At 68.5% G+C, this 15383-nt stretch carries 13 protein-coding genes; 2 read left to right on the top strand and 11 right to left on the bottom strand.

Annotated elements, in window-relative coordinates; translation table 11 throughout:
- The 11 genes from AB7E83_RS23350 to bchF all read right to left on the bottom strand — a co-directional run.
- Positions 1–467, bottom strand: a 467-nt coding sequence (locus AB7E83_RS23350; protein WP_428573226.1) for a ferritin family protein, incomplete at its 3' end; no start/stop codon positions are given.
- Positions 468–522: 55 nt separating this feature from the next.
- Positions 523–948 carry a photosynthetic complex assembly protein PuhC gene (gene puhC, locus AB7E83_RS23345; RefSeq protein WP_428573225.1) on the bottom strand — a complete coding sequence of 142 codons (426 nt, stop codon included), beginning with the start codon at positions 946–948 and terminating at the stop codon, positions 523–525.
- A gap of 58 nt (positions 949–1006) precedes the next feature.
- On the bottom strand, positions 1007–1696 hold the full coding sequence (gene puhB / locus AB7E83_RS23340; protein ID WP_428573224.1) for a photosynthetic complex putative assembly protein PuhB: 690 nt from the start codon (positions 1694–1696) through the stop codon (positions 1007–1009).
- Positions 1693–2454, bottom strand: a complete 762-nt coding sequence (gene puhA, locus AB7E83_RS23335) for a photosynthetic reaction center subunit H (RefSeq protein WP_428573223.1) — start codon at positions 2452–2454, stop codon at positions 1693–1695. Before puhA ends, puhB begins: the two co-directional genes overlap by 4 nt.
- Before the next feature lie 13 nt (positions 2455–2467).
- A complete protein-coding gene (locus tag AB7E83_RS23330; RefSeq protein ID WP_428573222.1) occupies positions 2468–3898 on the bottom strand; it encodes a BCD family MFS transporter in 1431 nt (476 codons plus the stop codon).
- A gap of 9 nt (positions 3899–3907) precedes the next feature.
- A complete protein-coding gene (gene bchM, locus AB7E83_RS23325) occupies positions 3908–4630 on the bottom strand; it encodes a magnesium protoporphyrin IX methyltransferase (RefSeq protein WP_428573221.1) in 723 nt (240 codons plus the stop codon).
- A 19-nt stretch (positions 4631–4649) separates the two neighbouring features.
- A complete protein-coding gene (gene bchL / locus AB7E83_RS23320) occupies positions 4650–5573 on the bottom strand; it encodes a ferredoxin:protochlorophyllide reductase (ATP-dependent) iron-sulfur ATP-binding protein (protein WP_428573220.1) in 924 nt (307 codons plus the stop codon).
- Complete coding sequence (locus tag AB7E83_RS23315; RefSeq protein ID WP_428573219.1) at positions 5570–9367, bottom strand: magnesium chelatase subunit H; 3798 nt, start codon at positions 9365–9367, stop codon at positions 5570–5572. Before AB7E83_RS23315 ends, bchL begins: the two co-directional genes overlap by 4 nt.
- Before the next feature lie 13 nt (positions 9368–9380).
- A complete protein-coding gene (gene bchB / locus AB7E83_RS23310; protein WP_428573218.1) occupies positions 9381–10931 on the bottom strand; it encodes a ferredoxin:protochlorophyllide reductase (ATP-dependent) subunit B in 1551 nt (516 codons plus the stop codon).
- A 5-nt stretch (positions 10932–10936) separates the two neighbouring features.
- Positions 10937–12220 (bottom strand): ferredoxin:protochlorophyllide reductase (ATP-dependent) subunit N, encoded by a 1284-nt coding sequence (locus AB7E83_RS23305; protein WP_428573217.1) that lies wholly within the window; start codon positions 12218–12220, stop codon positions 10937–10939.
- A complete protein-coding gene (gene bchF / locus AB7E83_RS23300) occupies positions 12217–12717 on the bottom strand; it encodes a 2-vinyl bacteriochlorophyllide hydratase (RefSeq protein WP_428573216.1) in 501 nt (166 codons plus the stop codon). Before bchF ends, AB7E83_RS23305 begins: the two co-directional genes overlap by 4 nt.
- A 221-nt stretch (positions 12718–12938) precedes the next feature.
- On the opposite strand from bchF, the gene AB7E83_RS23295 reads away from it, so the two are divergent.
- Together AB7E83_RS23295 and ppsR are read left to right on the top strand one after the other, a co-directional pair.
- Positions 12939–13904, top strand: coding sequence for a cobalamin B12-binding domain-containing protein (locus tag AB7E83_RS23295; protein WP_428573215.1), 966 nt, complete (start codon positions 12939–12941; stop codon positions 13902–13904).
- A 20-nt stretch (positions 13905–13924) separates the two neighbouring features.
- Positions 13925–15382 carry a transcriptional regulator PpsR gene (gene ppsR / locus AB7E83_RS23290; protein ID WP_428573214.1) on the top strand — a complete coding sequence of 486 codons (1458 nt, stop codon included), beginning with the start codon at positions 13925–13927 and terminating at the stop codon, positions 15380–15382.
- Position 15383 lies beyond the last annotated feature (1 nt).

The following is a 15383-nucleotide window of genomic DNA, read 5'->3' as shown; positions in this document are numbered from 1 at the left end:
GCCTTGGTCCGCTTGAGTCCGCCCAGGTCCACGCCGAGTCCGTAGTCGCGCAGGGACTGGTTCAGGAAGCCGGCGTGGCGCGATTCGTCGCGCGCCATGAAGCGCATCAGCTGCTTCATGTCGGGGTTGGTCACGTTCTTCTGGATTTCGTTGTACAGCACGCAGCCGGAGAACTCCGAGGTGAGCGAGCTGATCAGGAAATCGAGGAACTCCTGGCGCAACGCAGGCGACCAGGTGGGGGTGAGTTCCTCCACCTCCCGCGCGAATTCCTCGGTGCGCTGGAAATGATCGTGGTTGTTGTCGCCCTCGTATTCGGCCAGCATCGCGTCCCACTCGGCGCGCACCCGCGAGATGTCGATGCGGTCCATCGCCGCGAAGTCGGTGGTGTAGAAGCGGGGCGCGAGCAGGTTGTCGGCGCGGGCGCGCTCGGTCGCGTCGGCGGGGCTGGAGATTGCGGTGGCGTCCATGAAATACCTCGCGGGCGGTGCGGTTGGTGCGGTTGGGGGTGGTGTGCGGATGCAGTCAGTGGCGCGCGGACGCGGCGGGCAACAGGCGCGCGAACTCCGCGGCATTGACGGGGCCGAACGATTCCAGGTCGATCATTCGGCCTGTCGTCGGGTCATGCAGGGTCAGGCGGCCATCGGCGCGGCCCAGCAGCATGAAGGGTTGCTCGGGGCCGAACCCCTGGCGCTTGCGCTCGCGCGCGAGCCCGCGCAAGGTGCCGCGCACGAAGCCGGCCTGGCCGCTCACGGTGTCGACGACGCGCCCGCTCGCGGCGTCGATCACGGCGATGCTGCCGTCGGACCGGTCCTCGAATCGCAGCGCCCGTTCCGCGGCCACCGGTGCATCGGGCGCCCGGATCGTTTCGCCCGACAGGCGCACCAGGCCGGCGCCCAGCACCGCGCAAAGCGCCAGCGCGCCGACGGCGATCAAGGGGCCGCGTGGCATGGTCTGTGCCGCGTGGGGAGTGCCCGATGTCTGCATGGCGCGAATGTTCGTTGCGGCCTCAGGCCAGTTGCGCTTCGGCCCGCGTCCGGACCTCGCCCGCGACCTGGGCCGCCGGCAGCGGCTGCGGAGTGACGCCGGTCTCCGCCGACCAGGTGGCGGCGAGCAGGCCCGCGACTTCGCGCACGTGCGGAATGCAGCGCAGCATGGGCTCGGGCCGAGCCGCGCGCCAGGGACGCGCATGGGGCCAGAGGTGAACGTAGGCCACCTTCTCGCGGCCCGCGAGCTGCATCGGAATGTCGCCGATGCCGGTGGCGGCGTCTTCCCGCAGTCCGGCGCCCGCGAGCCGGCGCAGTGGCAGATTGAACGTCAGCGTGAGCACGATGCCCACGCGCATGACGACCCTGCGGTTGGTCAGCGTATAGACCGTGGTGCGGGCCGACAGCCGCGCCAGGACCACCAGCGTCGCGAGCGCGAACAGCGCCAGGGGCAACAGCCACAGCGCAGCCGCCGCGGCATCGCCGGCGGATCCGCCCTCCGACACGACGAACGCGGCGCGCAAGGCCAGCATGGCCGCGAAGTACGCGGCGAGCTGGCGGACATGGAAGGCGTGGCAGGCGAGCGCCCACCAGTCGGGGCCGCCCTGCCAGAGGATGTGTTCTCCCGCGGGCAGCGCCTCCGGCAATCCGTGCGTGGCCTCGAACTCGTGTTCATGCGCGGCGCTCGCCGCTTCGGCGGCGGATGGCTTCACAGCAGGGGCTCCTGCCGCGTCGGCGTCGCGTACAGCGTGCCGGCGCCGTAGTAGGCGACGATTCTTTCTTCTTCCAGGCGGGTGATCGTGTCGGCAACGCGCAAGCCCGGAACGTCCGCGAACTGGCTGGACAGGATCGACCGCACGCGGACGGCCCGGTCGCCGATGCGCGCGAAGGGCACCGGCACCAGCACATTGCGGCCGGTCGCAAGCCGCACCTCGAGATAGCGGAACATCACGTCGGAGCGATCCACCCAGATGTCGGCGACCGTTCCGGCCACCGCGCCATCGGCGCCCAGCACCTGCAGGCCGCGCGGGTCCGTGTCCTGGCGTGCCACGTCGTAGCCGGGAAGCACGCGCAGCGGCACGATCCGGTAGTCGCCTTCGGCGGTCACATCCGCAACATCCGCGCGATCGTTCCAGGCGCCGGGCCCCACGCCGGCGAGCAGCGGGTTGCCGGTGGGCACCAGCGGCGCCCCGGGCCAGCGTTCGTCGGGAACCGCATTGAGCGTCTGCGCCGTGCGCTCGACGCGCGGCGCGGTGACCGTGGTGCCGTCCTGCAGCACGTAGGACTTGGGCGAGGGCACCGACGGCCAGCCACGGCCCGCACCCCCGTCGCGGCGGGTGGGATCGAGCGGAAAGCCCTCGCGCTTGTTTTCGCGCAGCAGGTAGTAGATCAACCCCGCGAAGAAGATCCAGAAGGCGTAGAGCACGACCTGGGCAACGTCGATATAGGCAGTGATGGCTCCGGTGGGCATGAGCATCTCCTCGTCAAGAGTGAAGGGGTTCCATGAAGGGCTGGCCGGGTGGCTTCGCAGGGCTGCGCCGCCGCACCAGGGGCCCGAGGGCCACCAGCGTTGCGAACAACAAGGCGATTTCGAGGTGGTAAACGAAGCTGTAGCCGGTGGCGGTGTCGGCGAGGGCCTCGCCCAGCCGGCCGCCGAGGGCGAGGGTCGAGACCCCGTCGCGCAGCGTGCCGCCGAGCGCGAGCGCGACGCCCGCGCACGACGCCTGCACGGCGCCCCAGGCGCCCAGCGCCAGGCCGTGCAGGCCGCCGGTCTCCAGGGCCATCGCGGCGGTGAGCGTGCCGACGGTGAAGAGGCCGCCGCCGAAGCCGATCAGGACCGCGCCGAATCTGAACAGGCCCGGTGCGCCGAGCGGCGCGGCGAAGATGACGGCGGCGAAGGCGGCGATGCCGACCAGGGCGCCGGCCGCGGCGATGCGGTAGGGGTTGCTGCCGCGTCCCAGCCAGTGCGCTGCGAGCGCGAACGCCAGCAGGGCGCCACCGGCGCTGATCGCGGTCAGCTGCGTGGTGGCACCCACGGACAGCTTGAGGATCTCACCGCCATACGGCTCCAGGATGATGTCCTGCATGGTGAAGGCGGCGGTTCCGAGTCCCACCGTGACCAGCAGGCGCAAGGCCTGGCCCTGGCTGGCGAAGGCGCGCCAGGTGGCGCGGAACGCGGGCCGGGGAGCTTGCGGTGCGGGGCGCTGGCCGGGACGGCGCGGCTCCTGCTTCCACAACGCGTAGATGTTGACCACGATCGTCACGACCGCCGCGCCCTGCACGACCTGGATCAGGCGCAACTGGCTGAAGTCCGAGAGCAGGGCGCCGAAGGCGAATCCGCTCACCACCATGCCCACCAGCAGCATCACCTGCATCAACGCCACGATGCCGGGGCGCGATTCTTCGGTGGCCTGGTCCGTGGCGAGCGCCAGGCCGGCGGTCTGGGTGATCTGCATGCCGGCGCCGGTCATCAGGAAGGCCAGGGCCGCGCTGGCGTGGCCGAGCCACGCCGGAGCCCGGGTATCGCCGGACAGCAGGATGAGCGCGAACGGCATGATGGACAGGCCGCCGAACTGGATCAACGTGCCCATCCAGATATAGGGCACGCGCTTCCAGCCCAGGGCCGACCGATGGGTGTCGGAGCGGAAGCCGACGAGCGCGCGAAACGGCGCGAACAACAGCGGCAGCGCCACCATGGCGGCGACCAGCCATGCCGCGACTCCCAGCTCGACGATCATCACCCGATTGAGCGTGCCGATCAGCAGCGCCGCCGCCATGCCCACGGTGATCTGGAACAGCGACAGGCGCAGCACCTTCAGCAGCGGCAGCTCCGGCGTCAGCACGTCGCCGAACGGCAGGAAGCCAGGGCTGAGCCGGGTCCAGCCGATTGCGAGCGTGTCGGAAATGCGCTTCATGATGTCCCCTCAGCGGCGCACCAGTTCGAGGGCATGCGACTTGTAGAAGCCGCTGGAAATGCGCTCGTCGCGTCCCGGCGCCCAGCCCGCGAGGGCCGGCGCCTGCGCCATCATGTGCAGCAGTTCCCGTTGCGCAACGGGTTCGATGAAAGGAGCCCGGTTGCTCCTCGGGAACAGGCGGCCCACCGCGATCATCGTCCGCAGCAGGGGCGTGCCCGGTGCGAAGGTGAACAGGATGGAATGACGGGTGCGTTGCGCGAGGCTCCCGAGCACTCGCACCACGTCCTTGCCGTCGTAGTGGATGAGCGAGTCCATGCCGACCACATGATCGAACTCGCCGAGTTCGGGCGCGAGCATGTCGCCCGAGACGAAGGCGATGCTGCCCCGGCCCAGGTCGCGCGGCGTGCGTTCGCGGGCGAGTTGCACCAGCGTGGGCGAGAGGTCGATGGCGACCACCTCCGCGCCGCGCCGTGCGGCCTCGACCGCCAGCGCGCCGGTGCCGCAGCCCGCATCCAGCACGCGCGAACCGGCGAGGTCGGCGGGCAGCCAGTCCAGCAGGGTGGCGCGCATGCGATCGCGGCCGGCGCGCACGGTGGCCCGGATGCCGCCCACCGGGGCCGTCGAGGTGAGCCGCGCCCAGGCGTCCACGGCGGTCCGATCGAAATAGGTTTCGATCTGCGCGCGGCGCTGCCGGTAGCGCGTCTCCACGAGAGTCATGCCGGTGTCGTTCACTGCGGGTCCTGTGCGATGGTCAGTCGAAGCCGAGGAGGTCGAAGATGTCGCGGTCCTTCATCGGCACCGCGCTCAGCGGGGCGGCGCCGAGCCACAAGGCCGCCGCCAGCCGCATGTATTCCTTTTTCACCGCGTCCAGTTCGGGCGAGTCTTCCATCTCGAACAGCGTGGACTTCTTCAGGCGGCTGCGCCGGATCACGTCGAGGTCGGGAAAGTGCGCCGCGAGCTTCAGTCCGATCCGCTCGTTGTACTTGTCGATCTGATCGGTGTCCTTGCTGCGGTTGGCGATGACGCCGCCCAGGCGGACGTTGTAGTTCTTCGCCTTCGCGCCGATGGCCTGCACGATGCGGTTCATCGCGAAGATGGAATCGAAATCGTTGGCCGTGACGATCAGCGCGCGGTCCGCGTGCTGCAGGGGCGCGGCGAAGCCGCCGCACACCACGTCGCCCAGCACGTCGAAGATCACCACGTCGGTGTCTTCCAGCAGGTGATGTTCCTTGAGCAGCTTGACGGTCTGGCCGACCACGTAGCCGCCGCAGCCGGTGCCGGCGGGCGGGCCACCCGCTTCGACGCACATCACGCCATTGAATCCGGGGAACACGAAGTCTTCGACACGAAGCTCCTCGGGATGGAAGTCCACGGTCTCGAGCACGTCGATCACCGTGGGGAGCATCTTCTTGGTGAGCGTGAAGGTCGAGTCGTGCTTGGGGTCGCAGCCGATCTGCAGCACGCGCTTGCCCAGCAACGAGAACGCCGCCGAGAGGTTCGAGGAGGTGGTGCTCTTGCCGATGCCGCCCTTCCCGTAGATCGCGAACACCTTGGCATTGCCGATCTTCACGCCCGGGTCCAGTTCCACCTGCACGCTGCCCTCGCCATCGGGCCGGCCGGCGCGCACGCCGGGTCGACCCACTTTGGGGTAGGGCAGTGCAACGACTTCACTCATGCTGATACTCCTTCATGGACACCCTCGAGCCGGTCTTCCAGCTCCTCGCCGGCCCGCCGCAAAGCTTCCAGCACTGCCGCATCGGGCGTCCAGAATTTGCGTTCGGATGCTTCGAGCAGGCGGTTGGCCACGCGTGCCGAAGCGGTCGGATTCAGTTTCGCGAGACGCTCGCGCATCGCGGGGTCCAGCATGAAGGTCTCGCTCAACTGCTGGTAGACCCACGGTTGCACCTGGCCCGTCGTGGCAGACCAGCCCATGGTGTTGGTGACGTGCACTTCGATCTGGCGCACGCCTTCGTAGCCGTGCTTGAGCATGCCCTCGTACCACTTCGGGTTGAGCATCCGGGTGCGTGTTTCCAGCGCCACCTGCTCGGTCAGCGTGCGAATCGTGCCGCCACCCAGGCTGTCGCGGGTCTGGTCGCCGATATACACAGGCGCCACTTCCGCGCCGGCTCCCGATTTCGCGCGCTTGATGGCACGGCTGATTCCGCCCAGCGTGTCGAAATACGTGTCCACGGTCGTCACGCCCAGTTCGACCGAATCGAGGTTCTGGTAAGCCAGGTCCACGCCGGTCAGGATGCTCTGGAGCAGTTTGGGCTGCTGCATCGGCCGGCCGCCGCGTCCGTAGGCAAAGCCCTTGCGGCGGCTGAAGGTTTCCGCGATTTCGTCGCCGTCTTCCCAGCGGCTGTTGTCGATCAGGCTGTTGACGTTGGAGCCGTATGCGCCTTCCGCATTGCCGAAGACACGCAGGGAAGCCGTCTCGAGGTCGCCCCCATGCTCGGCCTGGTAGGCCAGCGCGTGCTTGCGGATGAAGTTCATCTCCACCGGCTCGTCGGCCGCCGCGGCCAGGAAGGCGGCTTCGGCCAGCAGCTTGATCTGCAGGGGCAGCAGGTCGCGGAAGATGCCGGAGAGCGTGATGACCACGTCGATGCGAGGCCGGCCGAGCGTCTCCAGCGGAAGCAGCTCGGCGCCGGCCAGCCTGCCATAGCCATCGAATCGCGGCCGCGCGCCCATCAGCGCCAGGACCTGGGCAATCGGCCCGCCTTCGCTCTTGAGGTTGTCGGTGCCCCACAGCACCATGGCAATCGACTCCGGAAAGGCGTGGCCGTCCGCCATGTGCCTGTCCAGCAGGCGCTGGGCCTGCAGCGCTGCGTCCTTGACCGCGTAGGCGCTGGGGATGCGGAACGGATCGAACCCGTGCAGGTTGCGGCCGGTGGGAAGGATGGCGGGCGTGCGCAGCAGGTCGCCGCCGGGGGCGGGCCGCAGGAAACGGCCGTCGAGTGCCCGCAGGATTCCGGCGATTTCGTGGTCCTGCGCCATCAGGGCGTCGGTGGCGGCGAGTTCCTTCAGCAAGGCGAGCGCCGCCGGATCGGCCACGGCGCCGTGGGCGGCCAGCGCCTGCTCGGGCGTGCTTCCAGCCACCAGGTCCTCGATCCACGCACGAGCGGGCCGGGCGTCGTGCGACGCCTCGGCAAAGGCCATCAGCAGGTCGACACGCTCGCTGGCCGTCGGCGCCTGACCGACGACGTGGAGGCCGTGCGGGATCAGCGTGTACTCGAGTTCGAGCACCGCTTCCTTCAGCGCGGCGACACGGCACTCGGCATCGCCTTGCCACGGCGGCTCGGCCGCGGCCAGTTCGAGTTGCGCCGCCTGGGCCTGCACCATCACGGCCAGCGCACTGCGCTCGGCCTGCGCTTCGGGCTCCAGTCCCAGATAGCGCTCCAGCGCTGCCTTGAGGTCCGACAGGCCTTTGTAGAGGCCGGCCTGCGCCACCGGCGGCGTGAGGTAGCTGATCAGGGTTGCCGCGGCGCGCCGCTTCGCGATCGTGCCTTCCGAGGGGTTGTTGGACGCGTAGAGATAGAGGTTGGGCAGGTCGCCGATCAATCGGTCCGGCCAGCACGTCGCGGTCAGGCCGTTCTGCTTGCCCGGCATGAATTCCAGCGCACCGTGCGTGCCGAAGTGCAGCACCGCGTGGGCCCCGAAGTCTTCGCGCAGCCACCGGTAGAAGGCGGAGAAGGCATGCGTCGGCGCGAAGCCCTTCTCGAACAGCAGGCGCATCGGATCGCCCTCGTAGCCGAAGGCGGGCTGGATGCCGACGAACACGTTGCCGAAGCGCTCGCCGAGCACGAAGATGCCGGCGCCGTCGCTTTCGTGGCGGCCGGGAGCCGGACCCCACTGGGCTTCGATCTCGGCGAGGTATCGCTCGCGCCGCACGTGGTCTTCGGCGCCGATGCGGGCATGCACGTTGGCCCGGGCGCCGTGACGCGCGGCATTGCCGTTGATGATGCGCTCGCGCAGGTCGTCCACGCTGGCCGGCAGGTCGACGCGGTAGCCTTCGCGCTGCATGGCGGCCAGCGTGTTGTAGAGGGACTCGAACACGCCGAGAAAAGCGGCGGTGCCGGTGTTGCCGGCATTGGGCGGGAAGTTGAAGACGACGGCCGCGACCTTGCGCTCGGCGCGCAGCGATCGGCGCAGGTCGACCAGTTTGCCGACCCGGGCCGCCAGAGTATCCGCGCGCTCGATGCAGCTATGCATGTCGTGCGTCCCGGCGACATTCTCGAACTTGCACGCGTGGGCGCAACCGGTGCAGGCGATCTGCGTGGCGCTGCCGCGCCCGCCATACACCATCGAGCCCGTGGCGCCATCGAGTTCGGGGATGGCGACCATCATCGTCGCTTCCACCGGCAGCAGTCCGCGCGGCGAGGCGCCCCACTGGTCCAGCGTCTGGAACTCCACGGGCGTGACCGCGAGATAGGGCACGTCGAGCCGCGCCAGGACCTCTTCGGCCGCACGGGCATCGTTGTAGGCCGGGCCGCCGACGAGGGAGAAGCCGGTGAGCGACACCAGGGCGTCGATCGTGGGGCGGCCGTCCCGGGTGAAGAACGCATCGATCGCGGGCCGGTTGTCCAGTCCGGTGGCGAACGCCGGCACCACTTTCAGGCCGCGCGCTTCCAGCGCGGTGAGCACGCCGTCGTAGTGCCCCGTATTGCCGGCCAGCAGGTAGGAGCGCATCAGCAGAACCCCGACCGTGCCCCGCTTGCCGGTGGTCGCCACCAGGGGCAGGTCGTCCAGACAGGCCGACAGGCGCGTCTTCAGGCGCGGATGGTAGATGCCCACCTCCGGGTACTCGACCGGGGCGTGGACCTTGACAGCGCCGCGCAGGACTTTGCGCGGGCCGTCGGCATAGCGGTCCACCAGGAAATGCACCATGTGCGCAACGTTGTCTTCCGAGCCGGCGAGCCAGTACTGCAGCGTCAGGAAATAGGCGCGGACATCCTGGGCGGTTCCGGGAATGAAGCGCAGGATCTTGGGCAGCCGCCGCAGCATCTTCATCTGCTGCGCGCCGGCGCTGGCCTTGCCGCTGTTGTCGCCATTGTTGCTGGCAGTCGGCTCGGCGCTCTTGCCGCGCAGCCGCTTGAGCAGGGCCATCGGGCCGCTGGCCGGCGCATCCATGCTGAACTTGCCCATGCGCGTGAGCTTCATCACCTCGGGCGCGGACATCCCGCAGACCATGGCATCGCAGCCGTCGCGGCGCGCCTTCAACGCGGGCAGGACCGGCAGGAAGTGTTCTTCCATGAACAGCATCGTGACGATCACGATGTCGGCACGGGCGATGTCCGCCCTGCAGCGTTCCAGGGCCTGCGCGTCATCGCTCCATTCGGCCGCCGCATGCACCGACAGGGTCAGACCGGGGATCCTGCGTGCCAGCCTGTGGTTGGCCCGCCCGGCCGCGCTGGCGAGATGGCTGTCCATCGTGACCAGCACCACCCGCATGGGGGGCGAGGCGGGCGCCATGGCCTTCTTCGCTTCAGCGGCTGAAATGGGCTTTGGCATCGTAGAGGGTCTCGATGGTGATGAGAGGAACGCCCCGGTCGCGTGCGAACGACTCGGTGTTGCGGCGCGCCTTGCCGCGCACGAAGAAGGGGATCTTGCGCAGCTCTTTCTCGGCGTCGGCGCCCCAGACGGCCACCGCCCCGGCGCTGGGGCCTTCCTGCGCCGGCAGCGGCGGGGAACGAGTGGCGGCGGCAGCGCCCCCCAGGTGCGAGGGCGCCGCGTCCTCATGGAATTCGGCGTCGCCGCGGAACATCCCGATCAGGTGTTCCTCGAGGCCCATCATCAGCGGATGAACCCAGGTGTCGAACAGGACGTTGGCACCCTCGAATCCCATCTGCGGCGAATACCGGGCCGGAAAATCCTGCACGTGGACCGGCGCGGAGATCACCGCGCAGGGAACGCCGACGCGTTTGGCGATGTGGCGTTCCATCTGCGTGCCCAGCACCAGCTCGGGCTGCAGCGCGATGATCTTCTCCTCGATTTCCAGGTAGTCGTCGCTGATCAGCGCTTCCACGCCATACGACTTGGCGGCTTCGCGCACTTCGCGCGCGAACTCGCGGCTGTACGTGCCGATGCCCACCACGGTCAGGCCCAGCTCGCGGCTGGCGACGCGCGCCGACGCCACGGCATGTGTCGCGTCACCGAAGATGAAGACACGCTTGCCGGTGAGGTAGGTCGAGTCCACGGAGCGCGCATACCAGGGCGCACGGGCCTCGGCGTTGGCGAGGACGTCAGCCGGATCGATGCCGGCGAGTTGCGCCACTTCGGCGATGAAGTCCTGGGTGGCCCCGATCCCGATCGGCACGGTCCGGGTGAATGGCTGGCCGAAGCTGCGGGTCAGCCACTGCGCGGCCAGCGTGGCGATCTCGGGGTAGAGCACGACGTTGAAGTCGGCATCGCGAAGGCGACCCAGGTCGGCCGGCGTCGCGCCCAGCGGCGCCACCACGTTGACGTCCACGCCGAGTTGCGCGAGCAGGCCGCTGATCTCGCGCAGGTCGTCGCGGTGGCGGAATCCGAGCGCCGTGGGTCCAAGGATGTTGCAGCGCGGACGTCGGCCTTCGGGACGCGTGGCGATGGGCGACGGGGCGCCCGCCAGCGCGCGCACCATCTGGTAGAAGGTTTCCGAGGCGCCCCAGTTTTCCTTGCGCTGGTAGGAAGGCAATTCCAGTGCAACCACCGGCACCGGCAGGTCCAGCGCCCGGGCCAGGCCGCCCGGGTCGTCCTGGATCAGTTCGGCGGTGCAGGACGCCCCCACCAGCATGGCTTTGGGTTCGAAACGCTCGAAGGCTTCGCGCGCCGCGGTCTTGAACAGCTCGGCGGTGTCGCCACCGAGATCGCGCGCCTGGAACGTCGTGTAGGTCACGGGCGGGCGTTTCGGCAGCCGCTCGATCATCGTGAACAGCAGGTCGGCGTAGGTATCGCCCTGGGGCGCATGCAGCACGTAGTGCACGTCCTGCATGGCAGTGGCGACGCGCATCGCGCCGACGTGCGGCGGACCTTCGTAGGTCCAGAGCGTGAGTTGCATTCGCTTCAGGCCGCCAGTCGAAGCCGGCGCACCAGGGGCCGGCTGAAAAGTTCTGCAAGGTCGCCCGCCTGGTCGTACCCGTGGATCGGCGTGAACACCAGCTCGATGGCCCATTTGGTCGTCATGCCGCGCGCCTCCAGGGGGTTCGCCAGCCCCAGGCCGCAAACCACGATGTCCGGGTGCGCGGCGATGCAGCGATCGAGTTGCTTGTCCACGTCCTGGCCTTCCGACAATGCCGTTCCCTTCGGCAGCAGCGCCAGTTCTTCGGCCAGGTGCTGGCGGTGCAGGTAGGGCGTGCCGACTTCCGCCAGGGTCATGCCCAGCTCGCGCGACAAGAACCGCGCCAGCGGGATTTCGAGCTGCGAGTCGGGGAAAAAGAAGATCCGCTTGCCGGCGAGTTGCTCGCGTTGCCGCGCGAGCGCCACGCTGGCGCGCTGGCGGGCGGGCGCGGTGACTTCCTCGAAACGTGCTGCGTCGACGCCGAAGGCGGTCGCCGCGGCCTGCAGCCAGGCGCTCGTGCCCTCGATGCCCAGCGGAAACGGGGCCGCAAGCCGTTTTGCGCCGCGCGCCTCGAGTGCACGTGCGGTATCCGCCAGGAAGGGCTGGGCCAGCAGGAAACAGGTGTTGGGCCCGACGTGGGGCAGGTCGGTGGCCTGGCGCGGGGGATAGAAGCGCACGCTGGCGATCCCCATCCGCGCGAAGAGGCGAGCGAACTGATCCTCGACCACGTCGGCCAGCGCGCCGACCACCAGCAGTTCCGGCGCACCGGAGGCCGGCGGCAGGCTGGGCACCAGGGAAGCGAGGCAGGCATCCTCGCCCTGGGTGAACGTCGTTTCGATGCCGCTGCCCGAGTAGTTCAGCACCCGCACGTCGGGCATGAACTGCGAGGACAGGCGCGACGCCGCCCGGGACAGGTCGAGCTTGATGACTTCGGAAGGACAGGAGCCGACCAGGAACAGCAGCTTGATCTCGGGCCGCCGCTGCAGCAGCCGGCCGACGACCCGGTCGAGTTCGGCATTGGCGTCGGCCAGGCCGGCCAGGTCGCGCTCGTCGATGATGGCGGTGGCGAATCGGGGTTGCGCGAAGATCATCACCCCTGCCGCCGACTGGATCAGGTGGGCGCAGGTGCGCGACCCCACGACCAGGAAGAACGCGTCCTGGATCTTGCGGTGCAGCCAGATGATGCCGGTGAGTCCGCAGAACACCTCGCGCTGGCCGCGTTCGCGCAGCACCGGCGCGTCCGAACATCCGCCACCCGATTCCGCGCGGATGGGGATCACCGTGCTCACCGGACCATCCTCCGCGTCGTGGGCTGCGGGACGATGAGCCTTGGGGCGCTCTGGTCGAGTCGCGCCGCCCGCAGCTTCAGCAGGAACTGGGTGGCATTGATCACGTAAGTGGCATACGCCGCGAGCGCCAGATACATCAGGCCCTGGGCATCGAGGGCGCCGGTGAACAGCGCCGCCAGGTAGGCCGTGTGCAGCGTCAGCACCAGCATGCTGAACACGTCCTCCCAGTAGAAGGCCGGGGCGAACAGGTAGCGGCCGAAGACCACTTTCTCCCAGACGCAGCCGGTCACCATGATCGTGTAGAGCAGCAGCGTCTTGACCACGACCGACACGGTGGCGTCCAGCCAGCCCTGTCCCGTCAGCAGGAAGCGCAGGACCAGCCCCAGGCTGACCAGGAAGACCAGGAACTGAATGGGGGCGAGCACACCCTGCACCAGCGTCCAGATCGTGGAGTCGCGCCGTTGACGTTCTTCGGCGGTGTAGAGGGGAAGGCCCATGCGGCCAATTTATCCCTCGCCGCGAAATGTGTCAACTGAACATGACGTAATCAAAACTTGACACCGCTGTGAATGCTAGTAGAGTTTTTCCCGGCACCCGAGATATGTCTTTGACGGCAGCATCGTCCAGCGGTAAAAAGTCACTCCGGAGCCAAGGGTACGGGCTTCGTCTGTCAGAAAAATTTCTGGATCGAGGCCCCTTGATGCGAGGAGACAAAACGATGAGAACGTCCACGGACGAGGTGCGCGTGGAAGATTGCGGGGGGCGGGATGGCCAGTCGACGCATTGGCTCGCCGAAGGGCAATTCGCGACGGAACGCGCAGCGCCGGAGGTTCCGCTCGGGGATGCCGGCTCCAGCGCGGCGGACCTGCACATCGCGGTCCTGGTGCGCGCGATCGAACTCGAAATCATCCCGCGGCTCATGCTGGCCCATCGACACCCGCAACTGCATCAGTGCCTCACGTTGACGGCGTCGTCTGCCGGGCAGATCGGCAGCGGCGATGTCGAGGAATTGGCCAGGCTGGTGCTGTCTCCGGACGACGACGTGGCCCGTAGCTGCGTCGAGACCTTGCGGCAGCGTGGCTTGACCGTGGAAACCCTGTGCCTGGATCTGCTGGCGCCGGTGGCCCGTCACCTCGGCGAGTTGTGGGAGCAGGACCTGTGCGACTTTGCCGATGTGACGCTCGGGCTCGGGCGCTTGCAACTGGTGCTGCGGGAGCTGAGTCCCGCCTTTGGAGAATCGTCCGGACGGCCAGCCAGCGGACGCCGCATCCTCCTGCTGCCGAGTCCGGGCGAGCAGCACACCTTCGGGCTGGTCATGGTGGCTGAACTCTTTCGCCGCGCCGGCTGGGATGTCGCGGGTAGCGGCTGGGAGGCTGGCGCAGACCCGGTGGTGATGGTGCGACAGGAGTGGTTCGACCTGGTGGGCTTCTCCCTGGCCGCAGAAATCCATCTGAGCCCCCTCGGCGAATGCATTCGCAGCGTCCGCCAGGCGGCCTTGAATCCCCACGTGGGCATAATGGTCGGCGGACCGGTGTTCTCCCAACATCCGGAATATGCGGCGCTCGTGGAGGCGGACGCGGTAGCCAGCGATGGCCGGCAGGCGACCGAGCTGGCCGAACGACTGGTCGAGAGCAAGCCCCGTTTCGCGGAACGTGGCGTTCGCTCATGCGAGTGTCAGCCATAGATAGATGCAGAAAGAATTGAATGCCGCAGGGAACGCGAGAGCACCTCATTGGGCATTTTGAGAATCCCGAGCAGTTCCTTGCTGGTCTGACGACCGATGTCACCGCCTCGCTGGTCACCGCCGCCGCCGACGTCGTCCTGGTCGTCGATGGCGAAGGCATCATTCGAGACTTGGCCTTTGGCAGCGACGAGCTGATGCGCCACGGCTACCAGGCCTGGCTGGGCCAGGCCTGGGCGCAGACCGTCACGATCGAGAGCCGGCCCAAGGTCGAGGCCATGCTCGCCGACGCCCGTTCCGGCAGCGGCTCGCGCTGGCGCCAGGTCAACCACCCGTCCGCCGATGGCGCCGACCTCCCGCTGTCGTACTCGGTCGTGCCGGCGCGCAAGCGTGGCAAGGCCAAGGGCGTGGAGTCCGGCCACACGATGGCGTTCGGGCGCGACCTGCGTGCGCTGGCGGCGATGCAGCAGCGCCTGGTCAGCGCGCAGTTGTCGATGGAGCGCGATTACTGGCGCCTGCGACATCTCGAGACCCGCTACAGGCTGCTGTTCCAGGTATCGTCCGATGCGGTGCTGATCCTGGATGCGACAACCGAAAAGCTGGAGGATGCCAATCCTGCCGCCTACGCCCTGTTGGGTGATGACGCGCGCAGAACCGGCTGGACCCTGGCCGACAGCCTGGACGCGGCTGGCCAGGCCACGCTGAAGCAAGTCTTCGTGGGCTTGCTGGCCAGCGGCCGCGCGGCGCCGGTGTCCGTGCGTCTCGCGGGCGGCACGGATGAAATGACCTTGTCCGTGTCCCTGTTCAGGGAGGAAAAGTCCAGCCACTTCCTCGTGCGCATCACGGCACCGGCGCCTGTCGCCACGCCCGAGGCGGCGGTGGGCAAGCGTCTGCTGGTCGACGCCGTGGAGCACGGTCCCGATGCTTTTGTGGTCTCCGACCTGCAGGGGCGCATCCTGACCGCGAACCGCGCCTTCCTGGAGCTGGCGCAGGTCTCCAACGAAGAACTGGTGCGTGGCGAGTCCCTGGACCGATGGCTCGGGCGCGGCAACGTGGAATTGAACGTGCTGATCACCACCTTGCGCCAGCGTGGCGCGGTGCGGCTGTTCGCCACCAGCCTGCGGGGGGAATACGGCTTGACGGTCGACGTCGAGATTTCGGCCGTCGCGGTGACCGAGGGCGAGCAGCCCTGCCTGGGTTTCGCGGTGCGCGACGTGAGCCGGCGCCTGAGCGACGATGCGCGTGTCGGCAAGGAACTCCCGCGCTCGGCCGGCCAGATGACCGAGCTGGTCGGCCGGGTCCCGCTCAAGGACATCGTGCGTGAAACCACCGACCTGATCGAGCAGCTGTGCATCGAAGCCGCACTGGAACTGACGGGCGACAACCGGGCCTCGGCCGCCGAGATGCTCGGGCTGTCCCGGCAAAGCCTGTACGTCAAGTTGCGCCGCTTCGGCATCGGCGACACGGTGGCCGAGGGATAGC

Origin of the sequence: Ramlibacter sp., assembly GCF_050250995.1 — a bacterium.
Taxonomy (GTDB): Bacteria; Pseudomonadota; Gammaproteobacteria; order Burkholderiales; family Burkholderiaceae_C; genus Ramlibacter.
This window is presented reverse-complemented; position numbering and strand designations above follow the sequence as displayed.